Source organism: Flavobacterium supellecticarium (assembly GCF_004801375.1).
Classification (GTDB): Bacteria; Bacteroidota; Bacteroidia; order Flavobacteriales; family Flavobacteriaceae; genus Flavobacterium; species Flavobacterium supellecticarium.
The window spans coordinates 562,555-581,652 of sequence record NZ_SSNZ01000002.1 but is presented as its reverse complement, the minus strand read 5'-3'; the positions used below and the strand labels follow the sequence as shown (position 1 = coordinate 581,652).

Annotated in this window: 21 protein-coding genes; 6 read left to right on the top strand and 15 right to left on the bottom strand. The window is 39.1% G+C overall.

Annotation, left to right across the window (positions count from 1 at the left end; translation table 11 throughout):
* The first annotated feature begins 8 nt into the window (after window positions 1-8).
* From E6C50_RS07310 to E6C50_RS07295, 4 genes are read left to right on the top strand one after another with little or no spacing between them, the layout of a single operon-like run.
* Complete coding sequence (locus E6C50_RS07310) at window positions 9-1,370, top strand: exonuclease domain-containing protein (RefSeq protein ID WP_136402550.1); 1,362 nt, start codon at window positions 9-11, stop codon at window positions 1,368-1,370.
* 12 nt (window positions 1,371-1,382) lie between these two features.
* Window positions 1,383-2,222: an ion transporter gene (locus tag E6C50_RS07305; protein ID WP_136402549.1), complete on the top strand. Its 840-nt coding sequence runs from the start codon at window positions 1,383-1,385 to the stop codon at window positions 2,220-2,222.
* Entirely contained in the window at window positions 2,215-3,144 is a 930-nt protein-coding gene (gene miaA, locus E6C50_RS07300; protein WP_136402548.1) for a tRNA (adenosine(37)-N6)-dimethylallyltransferase MiaA, read from the top strand. Before E6C50_RS07305 ends, miaA begins: the two co-directional genes overlap by 8 nt.
* Window positions 3,145-3,146: 2 nt before the next feature.
* Window positions 3,147-3,890, top strand: a complete 744-nt coding sequence (locus E6C50_RS07295; RefSeq protein ID WP_136402547.1) for an acyl-[acyl-carrier-protein] thioesterase — start codon at window positions 3,147-3,149, stop codon at window positions 3,888-3,890.
* A gap of 154 nt (window positions 3,891-4,044) precedes the next feature.
* Here E6C50_RS07295 and E6C50_RS07290 read toward each other — a convergent pair whose 3' ends face one another.
* The 14 genes from E6C50_RS07290 to E6C50_RS07225 all read right to left on the bottom strand — a co-directional run bounded on the left by E6C50_RS07290 (window position 4,045) and on the right by E6C50_RS07225 (window position 16,516).
* The gene (locus tag E6C50_RS07290) at window positions 4,045-4,761 is read right to left on the bottom strand and encodes a response regulator transcription factor (protein WP_136402546.1); all 717 of its coding nucleotides are present in this window, start codon (window positions 4,759-4,761) and stop codon (window positions 4,045-4,047) included.
* A gap of 4 nt (window positions 4,762-4,765) precedes the next feature.
* Window positions 4,766-6,352, bottom strand: coding sequence for a sensor histidine kinase (locus E6C50_RS07285; protein WP_136402545.1), 1,587 nt, complete (start codon window positions 6,350-6,352; stop codon window positions 4,766-4,768).
* A 71-nt stretch (window positions 6,353-6,423) separates the two neighbouring features.
* On the bottom strand, window positions 6,424-7,008 hold the full coding sequence (gene coaE / locus E6C50_RS07280; RefSeq protein WP_136402544.1) for a dephospho-CoA kinase: 585 nt from the start codon (window positions 7,006-7,008) through the stop codon (window positions 6,424-6,426).
* A gap of 3 nt (window positions 7,009-7,011) precedes the next feature.
* The gene (locus E6C50_RS07275) at window positions 7,012-8,010 is read right to left on the bottom strand and encodes a glycosyltransferase (protein WP_136402543.1); all 999 of its coding nucleotides are present in this window, start codon (window positions 8,008-8,010) and stop codon (window positions 7,012-7,014) included.
* A 102-nt stretch (window positions 8,011-8,112) separates the two neighbouring features.
* Entirely contained in the window at window positions 8,113-8,943 is an 831-nt protein-coding gene (locus E6C50_RS07270; protein WP_136402542.1) for an enoyl-ACP reductase FabI, read from the bottom strand.
* Window positions 8,944-8,953: 10 nt separating this feature from the next.
* Complete coding sequence (locus E6C50_RS07265) at window positions 8,954-9,478, bottom strand: tetratricopeptide repeat protein (protein ID WP_136402541.1); 525 nt, start codon at window positions 9,476-9,478, stop codon at window positions 8,954-8,956.
* Between the two features lie 12 nt (window positions 9,479-9,490).
* A complete protein-coding gene (gene recN, locus E6C50_RS07260; protein ID WP_136402540.1) occupies window positions 9,491-11,146 on the bottom strand; it encodes a DNA repair protein RecN in 1,656 nt (551 codons plus the stop codon).
* Between the two features lie 31 nt (window positions 11,147-11,177).
* Window positions 11,178-12,065: a type IX secretion system protein PorD gene (porD, locus tag E6C50_RS07255; protein WP_136402539.1), complete on the bottom strand. Its 888-nt coding sequence runs from the start codon at window positions 12,063-12,065 to the stop codon at window positions 11,178-11,180.
* Window positions 12,058-13,266, bottom strand: coding sequence for a bifunctional phosphopantothenoylcysteine decarboxylase/phosphopantothenate--cysteine ligase CoaBC (gene coaBC, locus E6C50_RS07250; protein ID WP_136402538.1), 1,209 nt, complete (start codon window positions 13,264-13,266; stop codon window positions 12,058-12,060). Before coaBC ends, porD begins: the two co-directional genes overlap by 8 nt.
* A 5-nt stretch (window positions 13,267-13,271) precedes the next feature.
* A complete protein-coding gene (locus E6C50_RS07245) occupies window positions 13,272-13,589 on the bottom strand; it encodes a DNA-directed RNA polymerase subunit omega (protein ID WP_136402537.1) in 318 nt (105 codons plus the stop codon).
* Between the two features lie 11 nt (window positions 13,590-13,600).
* Entirely contained in the window at window positions 13,601-14,407 is an 807-nt protein-coding gene (locus E6C50_RS07240) for an outer membrane protein assembly factor BamD (protein WP_136402536.1), read from the bottom strand.
* Between the two features lie 163 nt (window positions 14,408-14,570).
* Window positions 14,571-15,083: a ferritin gene (locus E6C50_RS07235; protein ID WP_136402535.1), complete on the bottom strand. Its 513-nt coding sequence runs from the start codon at window positions 15,081-15,083 to the stop codon at window positions 14,571-14,573.
* Window positions 15,084-15,106: 23 nt separating this feature from the next.
* Window positions 15,107-15,988: a 4-hydroxy-tetrahydrodipicolinate synthase gene (gene dapA, locus E6C50_RS07230; protein WP_136402534.1), complete on the bottom strand. Its 882-nt coding sequence runs from the start codon at window positions 15,986-15,988 to the stop codon at window positions 15,107-15,109.
* Window positions 15,989-15,997: 9 nt separating this feature from the next.
* Window positions 15,998-16,516: a DUF6913 domain-containing protein gene (locus E6C50_RS07225; RefSeq protein ID WP_136402533.1), complete on the bottom strand. Its 519-nt coding sequence runs from the start codon at window positions 16,514-16,516 to the stop codon at window positions 15,998-16,000.
* A gap of 48 nt (window positions 16,517-16,564) precedes the next feature.
* Between E6C50_RS07225 and E6C50_RS07220 the strand changes: the two genes are divergently transcribed.
* Window positions 16,565-17,347 (top strand): 5'-nucleotidase C-terminal domain-containing protein, encoded by a 783-nt coding sequence (locus E6C50_RS07220; protein ID WP_136402532.1) that lies wholly within the window; start codon window positions 16,565-16,567, stop codon window positions 17,345-17,347.
* A gap of 12 nt (window positions 17,348-17,359) precedes the next feature.
* Window positions 17,360-18,277, top strand: a complete 918-nt coding sequence (locus E6C50_RS07215; protein ID WP_136402531.1) for a metallophosphoesterase — start codon at window positions 17,360-17,362, stop codon at window positions 18,275-18,277.
* Here E6C50_RS07215 and E6C50_RS07210 read toward each other — a convergent pair.
* Window positions 18,248-18,952: a lysoplasmalogenase family protein gene (locus E6C50_RS07210; protein ID WP_136402530.1), complete on the bottom strand. Its 705-nt coding sequence runs from the start codon at window positions 18,950-18,952 to the stop codon at window positions 18,248-18,250. The genes E6C50_RS07215 and E6C50_RS07210 overlap by 30 nt on opposite strands.
* Window positions 18,953-19,098 lie beyond the last annotated feature (146 nt).

Below are 19,098 nucleotides of genomic sequence, written 5' to 3'. Positions count from 1 at the left end.
ACACAGAATTGTACGCTATACTTGACATAGAAACGACAGGAGGACAATACAACGAAGAGGGCATTACCGAAATTGCCATCTATCGTTTCGACGGCCATGAAGTGGTTGATCAGTTTATTAGTCTGGTAAACCCTGAAATTCCCATACAACCGTTTGTAGTTAAACTGACCGGTATTAATAATGCCATGCTACGTTCGGCTCCTAAATTTTATGAAGTCGCCAAACGTATCATCGAAATTACACAGGATTGTATTATCGTGGCGCACAATGCGGCTTTCGACTATCGCGTACTCCGTATGGAATTCCGACGATTGGGTTATGAATTCAACCGCAATACGCTGTGTACGGTAGAGTTATCTAAAAAACTAATTCCCGATCAGCCTTCCTACAGTCTTGGAAAACTCGTTCGTAGTCTTGGAATTCCTATAGCCGACCGTCATCGTGCGACCGGCGATGCGATGGCCACCGTAAAGCTGTTTAAAATGCTTTTGTCCAAGGATCTTAAAAAGGAAATCGTTACGACTTTTATCAAAAAAGAAATCAAATCCGGAATGTCACCAAAATTGCTGGATATTGTGGAAGGTATTCCATCCAAAACCGGCATTTACTACATCCATCGTGAAGACGGAACCATTATTTATATCGGCAAAAGCAAAAACATTAAAAAACGTGTTAACCAGCATTTTACCGGAACTTCCCGTAAGGCTAAAAAAATACAAAACGAGGTTTACGCCGTCACTTTTGAAGAAACCGGTAGCGAATTGATTGCGCTTTTAAAAGAAAGCGAAGAAATCAAGATCAACAAACCGATTTACAACCGTGCACAACGCAAAACCATATTTCCGTGGGCTTTATATGTTGAAAAAGACAACGAAGGTTATTTGAGTCTTCGTCTGGCAAAAGCCGATGGTCGCAAAAAAGAAATCACTTCTTTTGTAACCGTTGTGGAAGGTAAAAACTTCCTGCATAAGATTACCGCCGAATACCAGTTGTGCCAGAAGATCAACGGTTTGTACGATACTAAAAAAGGCTGTTTTCAATACGACATCAAACAATGTAACGGCGCCTGCATCGGCAAGGAAAGTCCTGCAGAGTACAATGTACGCGTACAGGATTTTATCGATAACTATCAGTTTCAGAACCAGAATATGGTTATTGTGGACCGTGGTCGCAGTATCGACGAACGAACGGCCATATTGGTGGAAAACGGCATCTATAAAGGCTATTGTTTTTACGATCTGAATTACCAGATCAACAACATCGATATTCTAAAAAAGATCATTATCCCGATGGAAAACAACCGGGATACCCGCAATATTATTCAGAATTTCCTGCGGAAGAAAAAAGTCAACAAAGTAGTAACGTTTTAACACCAAACCGTTTTGAAAGCTTTAAAAACCAAATACGATCTTTTTAAACAAAAAACGTATATTGTTATTTATGGTTCCAATACGTTTGCCGGGCGTCTTTTCGATTTGGCCTTACTGGGCGTTATCCTACTGAGTGTCTTGCTCGTTATGCTCGAATCGATCGAAAAACTCGATGCGAAATACCACACCTTTATTGTGGTTTCGGAATGGATTATTACGGTATTTTTCAGTATCGAATATGCACTTCGGATCCTTTGTAACAAGCGTCCGCTGAAATATGTTTTTAGTTTCTACGGTATTGTGGATCTTATTTCCATCTTACCGATGTATTTGTCCTTTTTTGTTCCGGGATCGCGAATGTTGTCGGTTATCAGAGCCTTACGACTACTTCGTTTATTTGGAATCTTGAATCTGGTGCATTTTACCGGACAGGAATCTCAATTGAAACTGGCCATTAAAGCCAGCCGGACCAAAATCATCGTATTTATCTACTTTATATTGGTCGTTTCTATTTTACTTGGTGCGATTATGTATGTTATCGAAGGGCCGGAAAGTGGCTTTACCAGTATTCCGGTAAGTATTTACTGGTGTATCGTTACCCTCACAACCGTAGGCTATGGTGATATTGCACCGGTGACCACTTTAGGTCAGGTTATTGCGGCTTTTATTATGATCATGGGTTATGGTATCATTGCGGTTCCAACCGGTATTGTAACAGCCGAGTTTGCCAATGCCAAACGAAATACTCCCGATATGGACGGAAAACGAAAATGCCCGTCCTGTACGACTATCATTTATAACGAAGATTCCAGATATTGCCATCATTGTGGCGAAAAATTAACAAATGGCTAATTACCTGATCACCATTATAGGCCCGACCGCTATTGGCAAGACGGCTTTAAGTATTGAACTCGCCCGACACTTTAAATGCGATATCCTTTCCTGTGACAGTCGGCAGTTTTTTAAAGAAATGACTATCGGTACCGCGGTTCCATTAGAAGCCGAACTTGCCGCAGCACCGCATCATTTCATCCAGCATATTTCGGTTTTCGATCCGTATACCGTTGGCGATTTCGAAAGAGAAGCCATAACAAAACTCGATGAACTGTTTGCTGAAAACAATGTGCAGATTATGGTGGGCGGCTCCGGTTTGTATGTAGACGCCATTTTAAAGGGCTTTGACGATTTTCCGGATATAGCTTCTTGTGTTCGGGAAAACATTCGGGAAAACTACGAAAACAAAGGGATTAGCTACCTTCAGGAGCAACTCGAACGACTCGATCCGGAATATTATCGTAAAATAAGTTCCGAAAATCCGCAGACACTACAAAATCCACAGCGTATGATGCGCTTTGTGGAAGTTAGCCTTGGTAGCGGAAAACCGTATTCTTCCTTTCTGAATCAGAAAAAAAATGCACGCAACTTTATTCCGGTAGTTATCGGACTGGAAGCCGCGCGCGAGGTGATGTACGACCGTATCAATCGTCGTGTGGATCTGATGTTGGACGCCGGTTTGCTTGAAGAAGCCCGATTACTTTATCCCAACAAAACGTTAAACGCCTTACAAACTGTCGGTTATCGGGAATTATTTAGTTATTTTGACGGTGATTACACACTCGATTTTGCCATCGAAGAGATTAAAAAGAACACGCGACGTTTTGCCAAACGGCAGCTTACCTGGTTTAAGCGTACCGAAAACGCTCAATGGTTCGATTATACAACTCCGATCGCGCAAATTATCGCGTATGCGGATCAACAAATCCAAAATAAATAAAAATGCCTATATCCCCTGATTTTACTTCCGTTTACGAACACGAATGGGAAATTAATTTTACACAATGTACGCCTTTTGGTTACCTGAAATATGTTGATTTGTGTAATATATTACAATTGACAGCAGCAGAACATTCCATTCACGGTGGACTGAGTTTTAATGATATGCAACAACACGATCAGGCCTGGGTTTTGAGTCGTATTCGCGTAGAAATAACCGACGTTCTTCCCAAATGGATGGACAAGGTAACGGTTAAAACCTGGATCGAAGACCTACAGGGTTCGCGTTCCATCCGAAATATCGAAATGTATCTGAATGGAAAAAAAGTAGCCGGAGCGTCTACATTTTGGGCTGTTTTTAATACCAAACTCCGAAAAGCCGAGGCCCTGGCCTTACCACACGAACATTTTGAAAAATATCCGGAATGGCATGCCACCGAACAGCACTTTTCTAAAATCAATGTTTCCCGCGATACAGAAACGGTAGCCAACCGAAATGTAGTGTTGTCTGATCTGGACATTGTGAATCACGTAAACAACGTAAAATACCTGGAATGGTGTTTGGATACGCTCGATGCCAAAGCCGTCCTGAAACAGGAAATCAAAAGCTTTGAAATGAATTTTTTACGGGAACTGAATCTGAATGATGTGATTTCGATTCATAAAACACCGGAAGTGAAACCGGCTTATTTTTCGGTTACTAAAGCTGATAAGACTTGTTTTGCGTTACAACTGGATTGGAAATAAGCGAACCCTATAAAACACCTGACAGTTTTTTAAATCCGCCTAAAAACACCTGACAGGTTTCGAAAACCTGTCAGGTGTAACTAAATAAATCGTAAAAAAAGCGCCCGGATTCAAATCCGGGCGCTTTTTTTTTTCTAAGTAGCTTGGGTGCTTTTTATTCTGTAACTTTATTTTTGATTACCAAACGGAAACCTTCTCCGTGGATGTTAAGGATTTCAACATCCTCATCCTGTTTTAGGTATTTACGCAATTTGGCAATATAAACGTCCATACTTCTTGAGGTGAAGTAGTTGTCGTCTCTCCAGATTTTGGTTAATGCTAATTCTCTTGGCATCAAATCGTTTTCGTGTAAAGCCAACATTTTTAGCAATTCATTTTCTTTTGGCGACAATTTGATCGGCTCCTCATTTTGGAACGATAAGAAACGTAATTTGGAGTTCAGGTGGAATTTACCAATCTGGAATTCAAATTTTGTATTGTCTGTTTTTACTTCCGAAGCTTTACGCTGAATGATCGCTTTGATCTTCATCAATAATACTTCCGAGTCAAAAGGTTTGTTCAAATAATCATCTGCACCTACTTTATAGCCTTTTAAAACGTCTTCTTTCATTGATTTTGCCGTTAAAAAGATAATCGGCACTTCTTTATTTTTTTCGCGGATTTCTCTCGCTAAGGTATAACCATCTTTGTAAGGCATCATTACGTCCAAAATACATAAATCGAAGTTGTCTTTTTTGAATTTTTCGAAACCTTCCATTCCGTTTTTGGCTAAAGTAACTTCAAAATCATTTATTAAAAGGTAATCTTTGAGCACTGCTCCAAAATTGGGGTCATCTTCTACTAAAAGAATTTTTTTGTTAGTCGTATCCATATCATTAATTTATTAGTGGCATTTTTATAATGAAGGTACTTCCTTTTCCCTTCTCACTTTCAACGAATATCTGACCGTTATGGTCATCTACAATTCGCTTTACATAGGCTAATCCAAGCCCGTGTCCTTTTACATTGTGTAAATCGCCGGTATGTTCCCTGTAAAATTTCTCAAAAATTCTTTTTTGAGCTACTTTACTCATTCCCGCTCCGTGATCCTTTACTTTGATCAGTATAAAATCCTTGACATTTTCTGTTGTCACATCAATTATCGGTGCTTCCGGTGAATATTTTATCGCATTATCCAGTATGTTAACGATTACATTCGTAAAATGTACGTCGTTTAACAATATTGTGGTTCGTTTGGCATTCAGATGTTCTTTAATGATCCCGCCACGGTCTTCCACAATCAGGTTAACATGCTCCATTGCGTCTTCTATTATCGTATGAACATCTGTAGGTTCTTTACTGATTTCCAATTCCCGTTTTTCGAGTTTGGAAATCCGGAGTACATTTTCTACCTGAGCGTGCATTCGTTTGTTCTCATCCCGTATCATTTGCAGGTAGCGTTGTACTTTTTCTTTATCGTCAATGATCTTTGGGTTTTTAATCGCATCCAAAGCCAGATTGATCGTGGCAATAGGTGTTTTAAACTCATGAGTCATATTGTTGATAAAGTCGGTTTTGATCTCCGAAATCTGTTTCTGTCGTATCAGCTGGTTTAGTGCGCTAAAATAAGCTACAATAATGACCAGCGTAAAGATGATGGAAAGCGTGGTTATGCCGACCAATGACGAAAAAAGGAATTTATTTTTCTGCGGAAAACTCAGCAATAACTGGTATTTGCTTTGGCCTTCGTTGTCCGGAAACACCGGAATACTGTAGGTTGAGTTTTTATCGTAATTAAAATTTTCCGATTTTACTTTGGTCGCCAGCATATTGCTGTAAATTCCAAACTCAAAAGGGGTATTGACACCGTACTGACTGAGTTCGTTTTGCAACATACTATGCAATTTTTCTTTTGAAACACGCTCCTGAATCGGTTTTAAACCTACGATATCCTTAAAGTAGATCTCAAACTGGGCTTTATCCAGGATATCGAGATTTCCTTCTTTTTCGATCGTTACATCCGGCATGGGCGCTTTCTGAAAAGTTGCGGCATTATCGACCACATTTCCATTATAGATTTCTGTTTTTCGCTTCGCTACGAAACTTTTGAGCGAAACGGAGTCAGATCTTTTATCAAAGAACGAACGGTTTAAATTGTAATCTTCTAAAACGATGGTATTGGAGTAAATAATTTGCTCGTTGGTTTTCGGATCGCGTTTTACATAAAAATACTCTAACAAATCGCTTTGTCGCGGTACTTTTCCAATACTGTCCTTTAACTTGTTGAACTTTTCATAGAACTCAAAGTACTCCTGTTGTTGTAGTTTATTCGCTACACTACCGATAACCTGTTGCACGTGATACTTGAATTGTTCTTCGTTGTTCTTGTAGGAAGTATTAATCCAGAATAATTGTACCAGAATAATACCCACCAACGACAGGCTCATCAGGATTATCAATAAGAGGAATCTCGTTTTATTCATCAAAACAAAATTAACATTTTAACATTTATTCCTTAAAAACATTAACCAAAGATTAACATCTATGGCGGTTTTTACATTTTATTCAATTCTTTAAGAATTAAATCCACTTCTTTCAAGGAAATGGACAAATCGGTGTTGTCTATTATATAATCGCTAAATGCTGCTTTCTGTTCATCGCTCCACTGATTTTTCATCCGGTCGAGCACCTGTTCACGGCTTACTTTATCCCGATTCATAACCCGCTCAATACGAATATCTTGCGGAGCCGTTACCAATATGATTTTATCACAATCTTTATAACTGCCACTCTCAAAAAGAATTGCAGCTTCTTTAACTATAAAATTACTTTTTTCATTATTTTTTAACCATTTATTGAAATTCTCCCTAACAGCAGGATGTATAATTTCATTTAATTTTTTTAATAAATTAGGTGAAGAAAACACTAATTCCGCAATTTTTTTACGATTTAATTTTTCATTTTCTACAACATTCTCTTCAAAAATTTCCCGGACTTTTTTTACAATTTCAGGATCGTCCATTATCTTTTTCGCCTGATCATCAGCTATATAAACCGGAATACCTTTCGAATGAATATATTCCGCGATGGTCGACTTCCCACTTCCGATCCCACCGGTGAGTCCAATAATTTTTGTCATCTCTTATTTTTTAAAAAATAATTCCGGAAATGCCTTTTCCGGTTGTTTTTTTAGTACAGTTATCCTAAAAAACGATTTAAAAAAGCCGATTCCGTAGCCATAAAATTGAATTACAGCAGCTATAACCGCTAAAAATCCAATCTTTAAACTCGCATTTTCAATGATTCCGGACAGGAATAAAATCGCAAAATATAATGCATAACACTGAAAAAGCAACGGAATTCCAAAGGCATAAAGTGCTATGGCAACCAGAAATCCAAGGCAAAATAAGGTTGGAAACCAAAAGGTTATTTTCCGGTATTTTGGATACCAGGAATCCAATATCGGTCTTGCTTTTCCAAATTTATTGACCTGTTTATAGAATTTACTCCAATCAATACGCCTTTTATGATATACATACGAATCTTTGTACAATCTGGTTTCAAATCCCATTTCCCACAGTCGTATCGACAGGTCCGGATCTTCTCCCGGGTGAATGTTTCCAAAACCACCGGATGCTATAAATGCTTTTTTAGACAAGCCCATATTAAAGCTACGCGGCTGGAATTTGCCTATTTTTTCGGAACCACCACGAATACCGCCCGTGGTCAAAAACGATGTCATCGTGAAATTAATCGCCTTTTGAATGTCTGAAAAAGAATCCAAAGCATTGTCAGGCCCGCCAAAACAATCTACATAGTTTTTTTGTAGGTTATTGGCTATGGAAGTTACGTAATTTTCCGGTAAGATGCAATCGGAATCCAAAATAATATAATATTGTCCAATAGCTTTTCGCATTCCATAGTTACGGGAATCGCCCGGTCCGGAGTTGGGTTTGTTGTAATAGGAAATAAACAATTTGCTTTTAAACGCGTCTACAACCGTTTCACACGGAATAGTAGAGCCGTCTTCCACTATCACAACTTCGAAAGCTTCGTTATAATTCTGTCGCTCCAAACTTTGCAACAGTTCCTCAATTTCATCCGGTCGGTTATAAACCGGAATTATCAATGAAAAATACATGGGTTCTTTATTTTTTAACAAAGATAAACTTTATAAAAAGAAAAAAACCACCTCAAAGAGATGGTTTTCACGAGTAATTCTATTTTCAATTACGCTATACTTTTAGTCGTTTTTATTGGCTAATCCTTCTTCGAAAGCTTCCATTACTTCCTGACTTACACCCATATTCGAGAATCCTCCATCGTGTAACAGGTTTTGCAACGTTACTTTTTTAGTAAGATCCGAGAACATCATTACGGTATAGTTGGCACAATCTAAAGCAGAAGCATTCCCTAGCGGTGACATTTTATCGGCAAAAGCAATAAATCCACCGAAACCTTTTACTCCCTGACCGGCAGTCGTTGGTGTAGGTGATTGTGAAATCGTGTTTACACGTACTTTTTTATCTCTTCCGAAGAAATATCCGAAGCTACGCGCAATCGATTCTAAATAGGCTTTATTATCGGCCATATCATTATAATCCGGGAATACACGTTGCGCCGCCATATAGGTTAAAGCTACAATACTTCCCCATTCGTTCATGGCGTCTTTTTTGTATAAAACCTGCATTACTTTATGAAAGGATACCGCAGATACGTCCCATCCTTTTTCTGTAAAATCATAATTCTGATTCGTATAGTGGTTTCCTTTTCTTACATTTACAGACATCCCGATGGAGTGCAAAACGAAGTCAATCTTACCACCAAGGATTTCCATTGCCTTTTCTACCAGGTTTTCCAAATCTGCAACGGAAGTAGCATCGGCCGGAATTATCTGGGAACCTGTTTTTTCTGCCAGCTGGTTGATCGTACCCATACGCATTGCGATCGGAGCATTGGACAAAACGAATATTCCTCCCTCTTCATGTACGCGCTCTGCCGTTTTCCAGGCGATTGAATTCTCATCTAACGCTCCAAAAATGATCCCTCTTTTTCCTTTTAATAAATTGTACATAGCTATGTTTTTAAGTAAATTTCAATTTTAATTTTTCAAAAATAGTCATTTTATCTTTCACCCTGTTCATATTCATCTTCATATTCTCAATAAACTGAGCGCCAAATCCGTAGGATGCCGCTTTTTTATAGGCTTCGTAAGCCGGAATCAGGTTAAATTCCATTTCATAAATCCGTCCCAATTCGCTATGATAGGATGCTTTATCCGCTCCTTCAAGTGTGTTTAGCGTTTCGGCGATATGCTCTTTGGCTTCCTCCAATCGTCCCAGATCGACTAATAAATAGGTATAATTCAGGTAAGCCGCCGGGTAATTCGGATCAAAACGCATGGCCAGTTTGTAGTGATAAGCCCCTTTTTCGTGATTACTCAGCTTTGTATAATAGATCCACCCCAGGTGATTGTGTGCTTTCCCAAAATCCGGATACTGATCCAGGATTTCTTCTAGAATTTCCTTTGCTTCGGAAACATTTCCATCCGAAATCAAAGCATCAGCCCGGATGAACTGATTTTCGTAGTAACTAATATTTTCTTCCAAAATAAAATCCTTTTAATCCATTAATAACGATCGGGCGTGGTTACGTGCCGAATCGGAGATGTCTTTTCCGGAAAGCATTTCCGCGATCTCCACAATACGCTCCTCATTGGTCAGCAGTTTTAATTCGGAAACCGTAGTTTCTCCCTGAACGAATTTGAATACTTTATAATGCTGGTTTCCTTTGGCGGCAATTTGCGGTAAATGGGTAATGGCAAAAACCTGCATTTTCCGACTCATCTTTTTCATAATATCCCCCATTTTATGGGCAATTTCCCCGGAAACTCCGGTATCGATTTCATCAAATATAATAGTAGGCAATTTGGTATAATTGGCCAGAATGGCTTTTACAGCCAGCATAATCCGCGACATTTCCCCTCCGGAAGCCACTTTTTTCAGCAGTCCGAAACTGGTTCCTTTGTTGGCCGAAAACAACAATTGCGCTTCATCTTTCCCCAATGGCAAAAACGTTTCCGACGGGCGGATATCGAATTCAAAACGGGCATTTGGCATGCCCAGTTCCGCGAGTATTTCGGTTATTTGTCCGATTAAAACCGGTGCTGCTTTTGTCCGGTTTGCCGAAATCGTTTCCGCCAATCCGTTTAAACTTTCTTTTAACTCCGTTTCTTCCCGGTTTAAGGTGTCAATCCGGCTATCCATATCGTCCGCCTGAACGACTTTTTGGTCAAGCGACTGTTGGATTTCCAATAGTTCGGCAACGGTATTCACCTGATGTTTTTTCTGAAGCGAATAGATATTTTGTAATTTCTGATTAGTCAGTTCCAATTGTTCCGGGTCGCTCATCAAGGCTTCGGAATGCCGTTGTAATTCATCGGCAATATCATCAAACTCAATCAGCACACTGGAAACCCGGTCGGACAAATCCTGATATTCTATAGACAACGGTGCTATTTTTAGCAAGGTCGCTTTGACTTCTTTTAAGTTCTGAATAAGTCCGATTTGCTCTTCATTGGCAATCATTATCGATTTGTCCAGTGCTTCCCGGATAAACTCCACGTTGTTTAGTCGTTCGAAAGCAGCTTCCAGTTCTTCCTGCTCACCGTCTTTTAAATTGGCTGCCAATAGCTCTTCCAATAAGAAGCTATTATAATCCTGCTCTTTTAACAAGGCGTCTTTTTCCGACAGCAATTGTTTTAATTGCGAACGGATGGCTTTATAACGCGACAAACGGGCTCTATAATCCTGCAATAAATCCTGGTGACCGGCTAAGGCATCCAGAATTTGTAACTGATAGGCCTCATCGGTTAATTCCCGTGTTTGGTGCTGCGAATGAATATCCAGTAGAAAATCGCCTAACTCCTGTAATTCCTGTAGGTTTACCGGACTATCATTGACGAAAGCTCTGGATTTACCCGATGGTAGGATTTCCCTTCTAATAATGGTGGTCTCTTCGTAATCGAGATCATTTTCCTCAAAAAAAGGCTGTAATGCGTACGGTTGAATGTCGAAATGTGCTTCGATCACACATTTCTGTTCTTTATCTTTTAGGGAGGTTAAATCCGCACGACGACCCAACACCAGGCCTAACGCGCCCAATAAGATCGATTTTCCTGCTCCGGTTTCTCCGGTTATAATTGAAAATTCGTTAGAAAAACGAATATCCAACTGTTCAATCAGCGCAAAATTTTTAATCGATAAGGATGTTAACATAATTTGTGCAGCGGTTTAGTAAAACACAAATTTAGTATTTTATATTACTCCATTTAGAAGAATTTAATGGAGATATTCTATTTAATTTTTCAGTCAGTTGTACAATATCCACATTTGGTCCGCCGGAATACATGCTTACCAATTCGTCGACTTTAGCATCGAAAAACACCCGCATCAGGAATGAATTCGGACGTACGTCGTGTACTTTTGAAAGGGTTTCAATCGAAGCGATTACTTTTTCCTTGGCTGTTTTCTGATTTTCAGCCATTCGATCCAATCCCTGTAAATGATACTGGTACATCGCTTCTCTAAAAGGCGCATAGGTATTCGATAACATATCATTGATCAAATAGTAACGCGTATTTCGTTTTTCCGATTGTACCCATCCTTCATAACCGCTGGATTGCGCCACATTGGCAATTGCCAAAGCCGCATCCAAATATTTTGCACCGCCCATATTCTGATAGGTATCGGCATCGATTCCGATAATCATATTGGCATAGAATGCCAAAACCGAAATCAGGTTGGAATCAAAGCTATTCGGGTTAAAATACATATTTTCAAACTCGACATAACGGAATTTAAAATCTTTGTCGTTAATATTAAACACCGGCGACGAATAGGTCGAATTGTAAATTGGTCGGGACGATTGCACCTGAATGGTCGCATCGAAGTTATTGGAATCGAAACCGTTTACCGTGATAAAAACCACACAGTTGATTCGTTCGTTTTGCTTAAAGGTTTTTTCAGTCCATTTGGTATTGTTCATAAACTCCGTCACCTGCTTTTCCAGGGTTTTAAAAATCTGCGGGTTTACGTTTGTAATCTGACTGTAATTTACACTTACACTACAATTCAGTTCCTGCGCAAAGCTGTTTAACGATAAAAAAGTAAGTATAAGTAGTATCCAGTTACGCATAATGAGCTATTATTTTGTTGACAATATCCTGAGCGACTTCTTCTTTGGTTTTAAGTTCCATCGGCTCGACTAAAAAATCCTTATCAATAAACGTTACCTTATTGGTGGGTTTACCAAAACCGGCACCGGTATCGTTTAATGAATTTAAAACTATCAAATCTAAGTTTTTTTTCTGAATTTTCTGCCTGGCATGCTCAATTTCATTTTCGGTTTCCAGTGCAAATCCAATCAAAAACTGATTTTTTTTGACCTCGCCCAGCGAAGCGAGTATATCTTTTGTTTTTTCCAGTTCTATGGAAAACGCGGCATCATTCTTTTTTATTTTCTGACTGGCGACATTTTTCGGACGATAATCCGCAACCGCAGCAGCCGAAACAGCCGTATCGACCTGATCAAAACAATCGTGACACGCGTCATACATTTCCTGTGCCGATTGCACCCGTCGGATCTGAATGTGTTCATGCTGGATATCCAAATGTGTTGGCCCGGATACTAAAATCACCTCGGCTCCGGCATCGGCGGCAGCTTTGGCAATATCATAGCCCATTTTTCCGGACGAATGATTTCCAATAAAACGCACCGGATCGATTGCTTCGTATGTAGGACCTGCTGTTACCAGTATTTTTTTTCCGCGTAATGGCAATTGATCTTCCAGGTCTTTTTCGAGAAAAGCGACAATATTTTCGGGTTCGGCCATACGACCTTCGCCGGAAAGTCCACTGGCTAATTCACCTTTTTCGGCCGGAATAATATGATTTCCAAAATCCCGAAGCGCGTTAAAACCCGCAATGGTAGACGGATGTTTATACATATCCAGATCCATCGCCGGAGCGAAATAAACCGGACATTTTGCAGAAAGATAGGTTGCAATGAGTAGATTATCGCAATTGCCATTTACCATTTTAGAAAGGGTATTGGCCGTAGCCGGTGCAATTACGATCAGATCGGCCCACAGCGCTAAATCGACATGGTTGTTCCAAACGGCATTCTCATCTTCTTCGTTAAAAAAAGACGAAAAAACCGGTCGCCTGGATAAGGTCGACAGCGTTAAGGGCGTTACAAAATCTTTAGAAGCAGGCGTCATGATCACCTGAACCTGAGCACCTGCTTTGATAAGAAGTCGAACTAATGTTGCCGTTTTATATGCGGCAATTCCACCAGAAACACCCAGTATTATTTTTTTACCGCTTAAAACAGACATTAGGATTATTTATTTGAGTCTCTGTAATAGATTTTACCATCCAACCACTCTTGTACTGCTAAAGCATGTGGTTTTGGTAGTTTTTCGTAGAACTTGGAAACTTCGATTTGCTCTTTGTTTTCAAAAATTTCCTCAAGACTGTCATTGTAAGTAGCAAACTCGTCAAGCTTATCGATCAATTCTTTTTTAATTTCGGAATTAATCTGATTTGCTCTTTTTGCCATAATGGTGATCGCTTCATACACGTTTCCTGTCGGTTCTTCAATCTTACTCTTATTATAGGTAACCGTGTTAACTGGAGCAGTAGTCTTTTTTAAATCCATGACGTTCTTAATTATTTAGAAAATTGTTGTAATTCTTTATCAATAGTAGCCAACATTTCATCGGCTTTTGCTTTGTATTTGGTATCTTCCTTAAAACGGATCAGTGCCGAATAGGCTGTTTTAGCCGTATGCAAACGGTCTTCCATTTTGGAATGAATACTGTTTATTGCCAGTTTATAGGTTGAATCGAACTTATAAAACAAAGCATCTTCTTTATAGATTGTTCCCGGATAGTCAACGATAAAATTGTCCAATGCCTTGATCGCTGCATTATAATCACGTGACCATTCTCCGATAGTGTTGTATTGTTTTGCGATTTCGAATGCTTTTTTCTCCAACTTCTGACGTAATTCGGTGATCATTTTATTCGCTTCGACCATGTTTGGCGAATCCGGGTAGGCATTAATATACTCTTGTAATTTATCAATACCTTTTTGTGTATCGGTCTGGTCTATCGAATAAACCGGTGATAACTGATAGAAACTTTTGGCGCCTAAAAAGGCGGCTTCTTCTCTTTTTTCACTTTTCGGATAACCCGCTACAAACGATTCGAACTGGTAACCTGACAAATAGTATTGTTTCGTCTTATAGTAGGACTGTGCAAACATATAAAACAGTTTTTCCGCCTGAGGTTTCCCCCGGTTTGGCGCCGCTATCTGTTCGAACAAACGTATCGCTTTGGAATATTTTCCGGCGTCGTACATTTTGGTTGCCACTTCATATTTCATAGCCAAATCTTCCGATTTTAAAGCCTTTTGATACTGGCTACACGATGTTAACAGAACCGCAACAAGAAAAACGTATAGAAATTTACTCATTTTATTTATCAGTTTTTATGCCTTCAAAACCCGAAAAAGTCTTTTTCCGAAAGCAAATGCAAATTTAGTTATTAATTAGAGATTACAAAATCTTTTTTTTTAGCCGAAAAACAAAAAAGATGTCCGTAAAATGACATCTTTTTTAAACTTGTTTTTTGTAAAATTATTGTGCTGATGACGGCTGATTTCCGCTGAAGTTTTTCATATCGTTATCAAACAGGTACAATCCGCCTTTATCGTCTCCAATAAGATTGATTTTATCTAAAATAGTTCGTGCCGTAGCTTCTTCTTCGATTTGTTCCGAAACATACCACTGCAGGAAGTTATGCGTTGCGTAGTCTCTTTCCGATAAGGAAACGTGAACCAATTCGTTGATACTTGCCGACACCATTACTTCGTGTTCGAACAATTGTGTAAACAATGCTTTAAAAGACGAATAGTCCAATGACGGCTCAATAACAGCCGGAATTTGTGCCTGACCGCCACGTTGGTTTACATATTTCACAAGCTTTAGCATGTGCATTCTTTCTTCGTCCGACTGTGCATACATAAATGTTGCAATCCCTTCAAAACCCTGAACTTCAGCCCAAGATGCCATTGCCAAGTATATCTGTGACGAATCCGCTTCTACCTTAATCTGGTTATTAACAGCTGCTTCAATAGTTTTTGATAACATATATTTCTTTTTTTAATTAAAGGCTAATTTACTATTTTCTTTACAAAATCGTCAATGCGTTTTGCTAAATCTTCGTTAACATTTACCAATGGCAAACGCACCGTATCTTCCGATAACCCCAGTGATTTAAACACTGCTTTGATTCCGGCCGGATTACCTTGTTCGAAAATCATATCGATACTGTCGGCCAACAGATAATGTAATTTATAAGCCTCATCAACTTTTCGTTCCAAGCCTAAACGTACCATTTCTGAAAACTCTTTTGGAAATCCTTCACCAATTACAGAGATCACTCCGGAACCACCGGCCAAAACCATTGGTAGTGTAATCATATCGTCCCCGGAAATCACCAAAAAGCCTTCCGGTTTGTGCTGAATCAATTTCATAGCCTGCACAATGTCACCTGCCGCTTCTTTAATTCCGATCACATTTTTAAAATCATTTGCCAATCGGATTACCGTCGATGGTGCCATATTACTTGCCGTTCTTCCCGGTACATTATATAAAATAACCGGTATTGGTGATGCTTCCGCTACCGCTTTAAAGTGCTGGTAAATCCCCTCCTGAGTTGGTTTATTATAATAAGGTGACACCGAAAGTACCGCCTGGAAAGCCGAAAAATCACGTGTTTTTAGCTCTTCCACCACTTTATGCGTGTTGTTTCCACCAACACCCAATACTAATGGCAACCGACCGTTGTTGGCCTCGATAACCGTTTTGATTACCAATTCTTTTTCGTCATGGCTTAATGTTGCCGATTCGCCCGTTGTTCCCAAAACGACCAAATATTCTACGCCGCCTTCTACAACATAATTTACAATTCGGGTCAATGCTTCAGTATCTACCGAAAAATCTTTTTTAAATGGTGTAACAAGCGCAACACCGGTTCCTATTAATGATTGCATGGTTATTTTTTATATTTTGTTTAAAATTTTCAGGTATCGAAACAATTCCGATACAAATTCCTGGTACTTTTCGGCTACCGTAGCGATCATAAAGTGATGTAATCGTTTATCGATCGTAGCAAATCCGGCTTTAAATTTGGCTTTCGACTGTAATGTCACCCAAACCAGCGGTGCTTTTTCCACATCATAATATCCAATCAGCATATCAAACGGATTTTCGCAAAAATCCAGTATTTCCTTTTTAACCGGTTCTCCTCCCAAAGCAATATCTTTTCTGCTAAAAAAAGGATAATTAAAGACCTCTTTTTTCTTAATCTTATCTTTATAAATCAAAACAGAAATGTTTTTTTCCGGGATTCCCTGTGCAACCAACTCCTTTATCAGATTGTCCTGAGCCGAAAAATAACTTTCATCCAGCAATAAACCAATCGTTTGTATTTTCTCTGTTGTAACGGTCAGTTTATAGTTTGGTAATCTTTTTTTAATGATTTTTTTTAGGGAAAAATCCTTTATTGTTTTTAAAAACATAGTACTTTTACTTGGAATACAAAGTTAATTAAATAAGGATTATAACAAATGACAAAATTAAGAAAGTATAACCGTATTTTAACTTCAATTATTGTCCTTACGGGCATTTTTTTATCGGTTTCCTGTACCACGCAAAAGTACTACAACACCAAAATTGAAGGAAAACAAATCGGTGTCACAAATGTTTACCCGGATGTTAAATCTATCGAAGATTATGTAGCGCCTTACCGCAATCACATCAACCAGGAACTCGACCATGTACTGGCCTATTGTCCCGAAACCTTAGACAAAAGCAAAGGAACCTGGCAAACAACCATCGGAAACCTATTGGCCGATGCAACCATCGAAATGGGCAACCCGATTTTCCAGTCACGCGAGAAAAAAAATATTGATATCTGTCTGTTGAACCATGGCGGAATCCGCGCACCACTGCCAAAAGGCGATGTTACCACGCGTACCGCTTTTGAAATCATGCCTTTTGAAAATAGTTTGATCATTGTTGCATTAAAAGGCGCTCAGATTCGCGAAATGGCCGAATATATTTTAAAAGAACGCAAACCGCATCCGTTATCCGGATTAAAAATTGTAGCCGACAAGAACACTTTAAGCATCAAATCATTAACCGTAAACGGAAAACCACTACAGGAGGATCAGGTATATTATGTAGCTACTTCCGATTATTTATCCAATGGTGGCGACAGCATGAATTTCTTTAAAAAGGGAATTCAATCCTACGATATGGATTATAAACTCCGCAATCTGTTGATCGATTACTTTAAAAAAGTCGACACTATACCTGTTATCACAACCGAAAGAATTATCCTGGAATAAAAGATTAAGAAGATGAAAAGAAGAGAATTTTTAAAAGGCACATTGGCGAGTTCTGCTCTGGTTACCGTTGGAGGCCTTTCACTAAGCAGCTTTACAACTGCCCCGGATATTAAAAAGATTACAATATTACATACCAATGACGTTCACAGTCATATCGACCCGTTTCCAGCTACAGATCCCAAAAACCCAAATATGGGTGGCGTGGCGCGTCGTGCCAGTCTGATACAGGAAATCCGCAAAGAAAATCCAAATGTATTACTACTGGATGCCGGCGATATTTTCCAGGGAACGCCTTATTTTAATTATTATGGCGGCGAACTGGAATTCAAACTGATGAGCATGCTGCAATACGATCTGGCCACTATGGGTAACCACGATTTCGACAACGGAATTGACGGTTTTTACGCGCAGTTACCGCATGCCAAATTCGATTTCGTTTCAGCCAATTACGATTTTAAAAACACGGTTCTAAACGACATTGTTAAACCGTATAAAATATTCGAAAAAGACGGTATTAAAATCGGTGTTTTTGGATTGGGTGTCGAACTACAGGGACTTGTGGACAAAAAGCTTTATAAGGAAACCATTTATAACGATCCGGTGGAAACCGCGACCGAAATGACCCGTATCCTGAAGCACGAGAAAAAATGCGATCTGGTGATTTGCTTATCCCATATCGGTTTTAAATATAACAACGAACCGGAGCGTATCTGTGATATTCTTTTGGCACGAAGAACCAAAGACATCGACCTGATTATTGGAGGACATACACACACTTTCCTAAGTAAACCGGTTATTGAAAAAAATCTGGAAGGCAAAGAAGTATTGATCAACCAGGTAGGTTGTTACGGTATCAATTTAGGACGTATCGATTTTTATTTCGACGCGAACAAAACGAAATCACACTCCGGAAGAAGTATTGTCGTATAACACTCTTTTATAATCCATTATCAAAACGGATTTATAAAGCAGAAACTGCGCCACTACAAACATCGCCAGCGAAATCGGCTGAAACAATGACAGCGTAAGATAATACAGGTTGATCGTTACGAGAAACTGGATAAACGTAAACAATAAGGTACTTATCAGTAACAAGGTATTTACCTTATTGTTATCTAATATATAATTAGCGAGGGTAAAACCACCCAGAAAAATCATAAAAATCCCATTCACCCAAAACAGGTAAATTCCGTTTTCAATTTCAGCATTTACAAGGTTGGTAACGGTAATATAAATAAAGAAAAACGGGATACAGCCTATCAAAAATGGGATGATCTTCGGAAAAGCAATCCGCTCCACCAACATATAAACTACCATCACGCGGTACAACAGAAAAAACAGCGATCCGAAATAAACCGTATCTTTTGTCGCCGCCACAAAGGCAATATTGGCTATCCAGTTAAAAAAAAGGGCGAGTACAAAAGCATTGTTCCGCTTTTCGGAGTTTAAGTAATAGAGATAAAACAATATTGGCATCAGGAAGGGTTTCGAAATATACGTCAGAAAATGATCCTGCATATATTCACTCAATACCGAAATCCCGCCAATCAAAAAATAAAACAAAATCAGAATCCCACTTATTCCGTCTTTTACTTTTTGCTCCATACTACACCACATAACAGATTAAAAATGAAAGATTTTTGCCGCAAGTTACAATAGGACACCCTACAATAACGCAAAAATTCCGGGAAAAGCAGATTCCATCGATTAGGATCAAAAAAAAACGTTAATTTCTATAATTCTCCTGACAA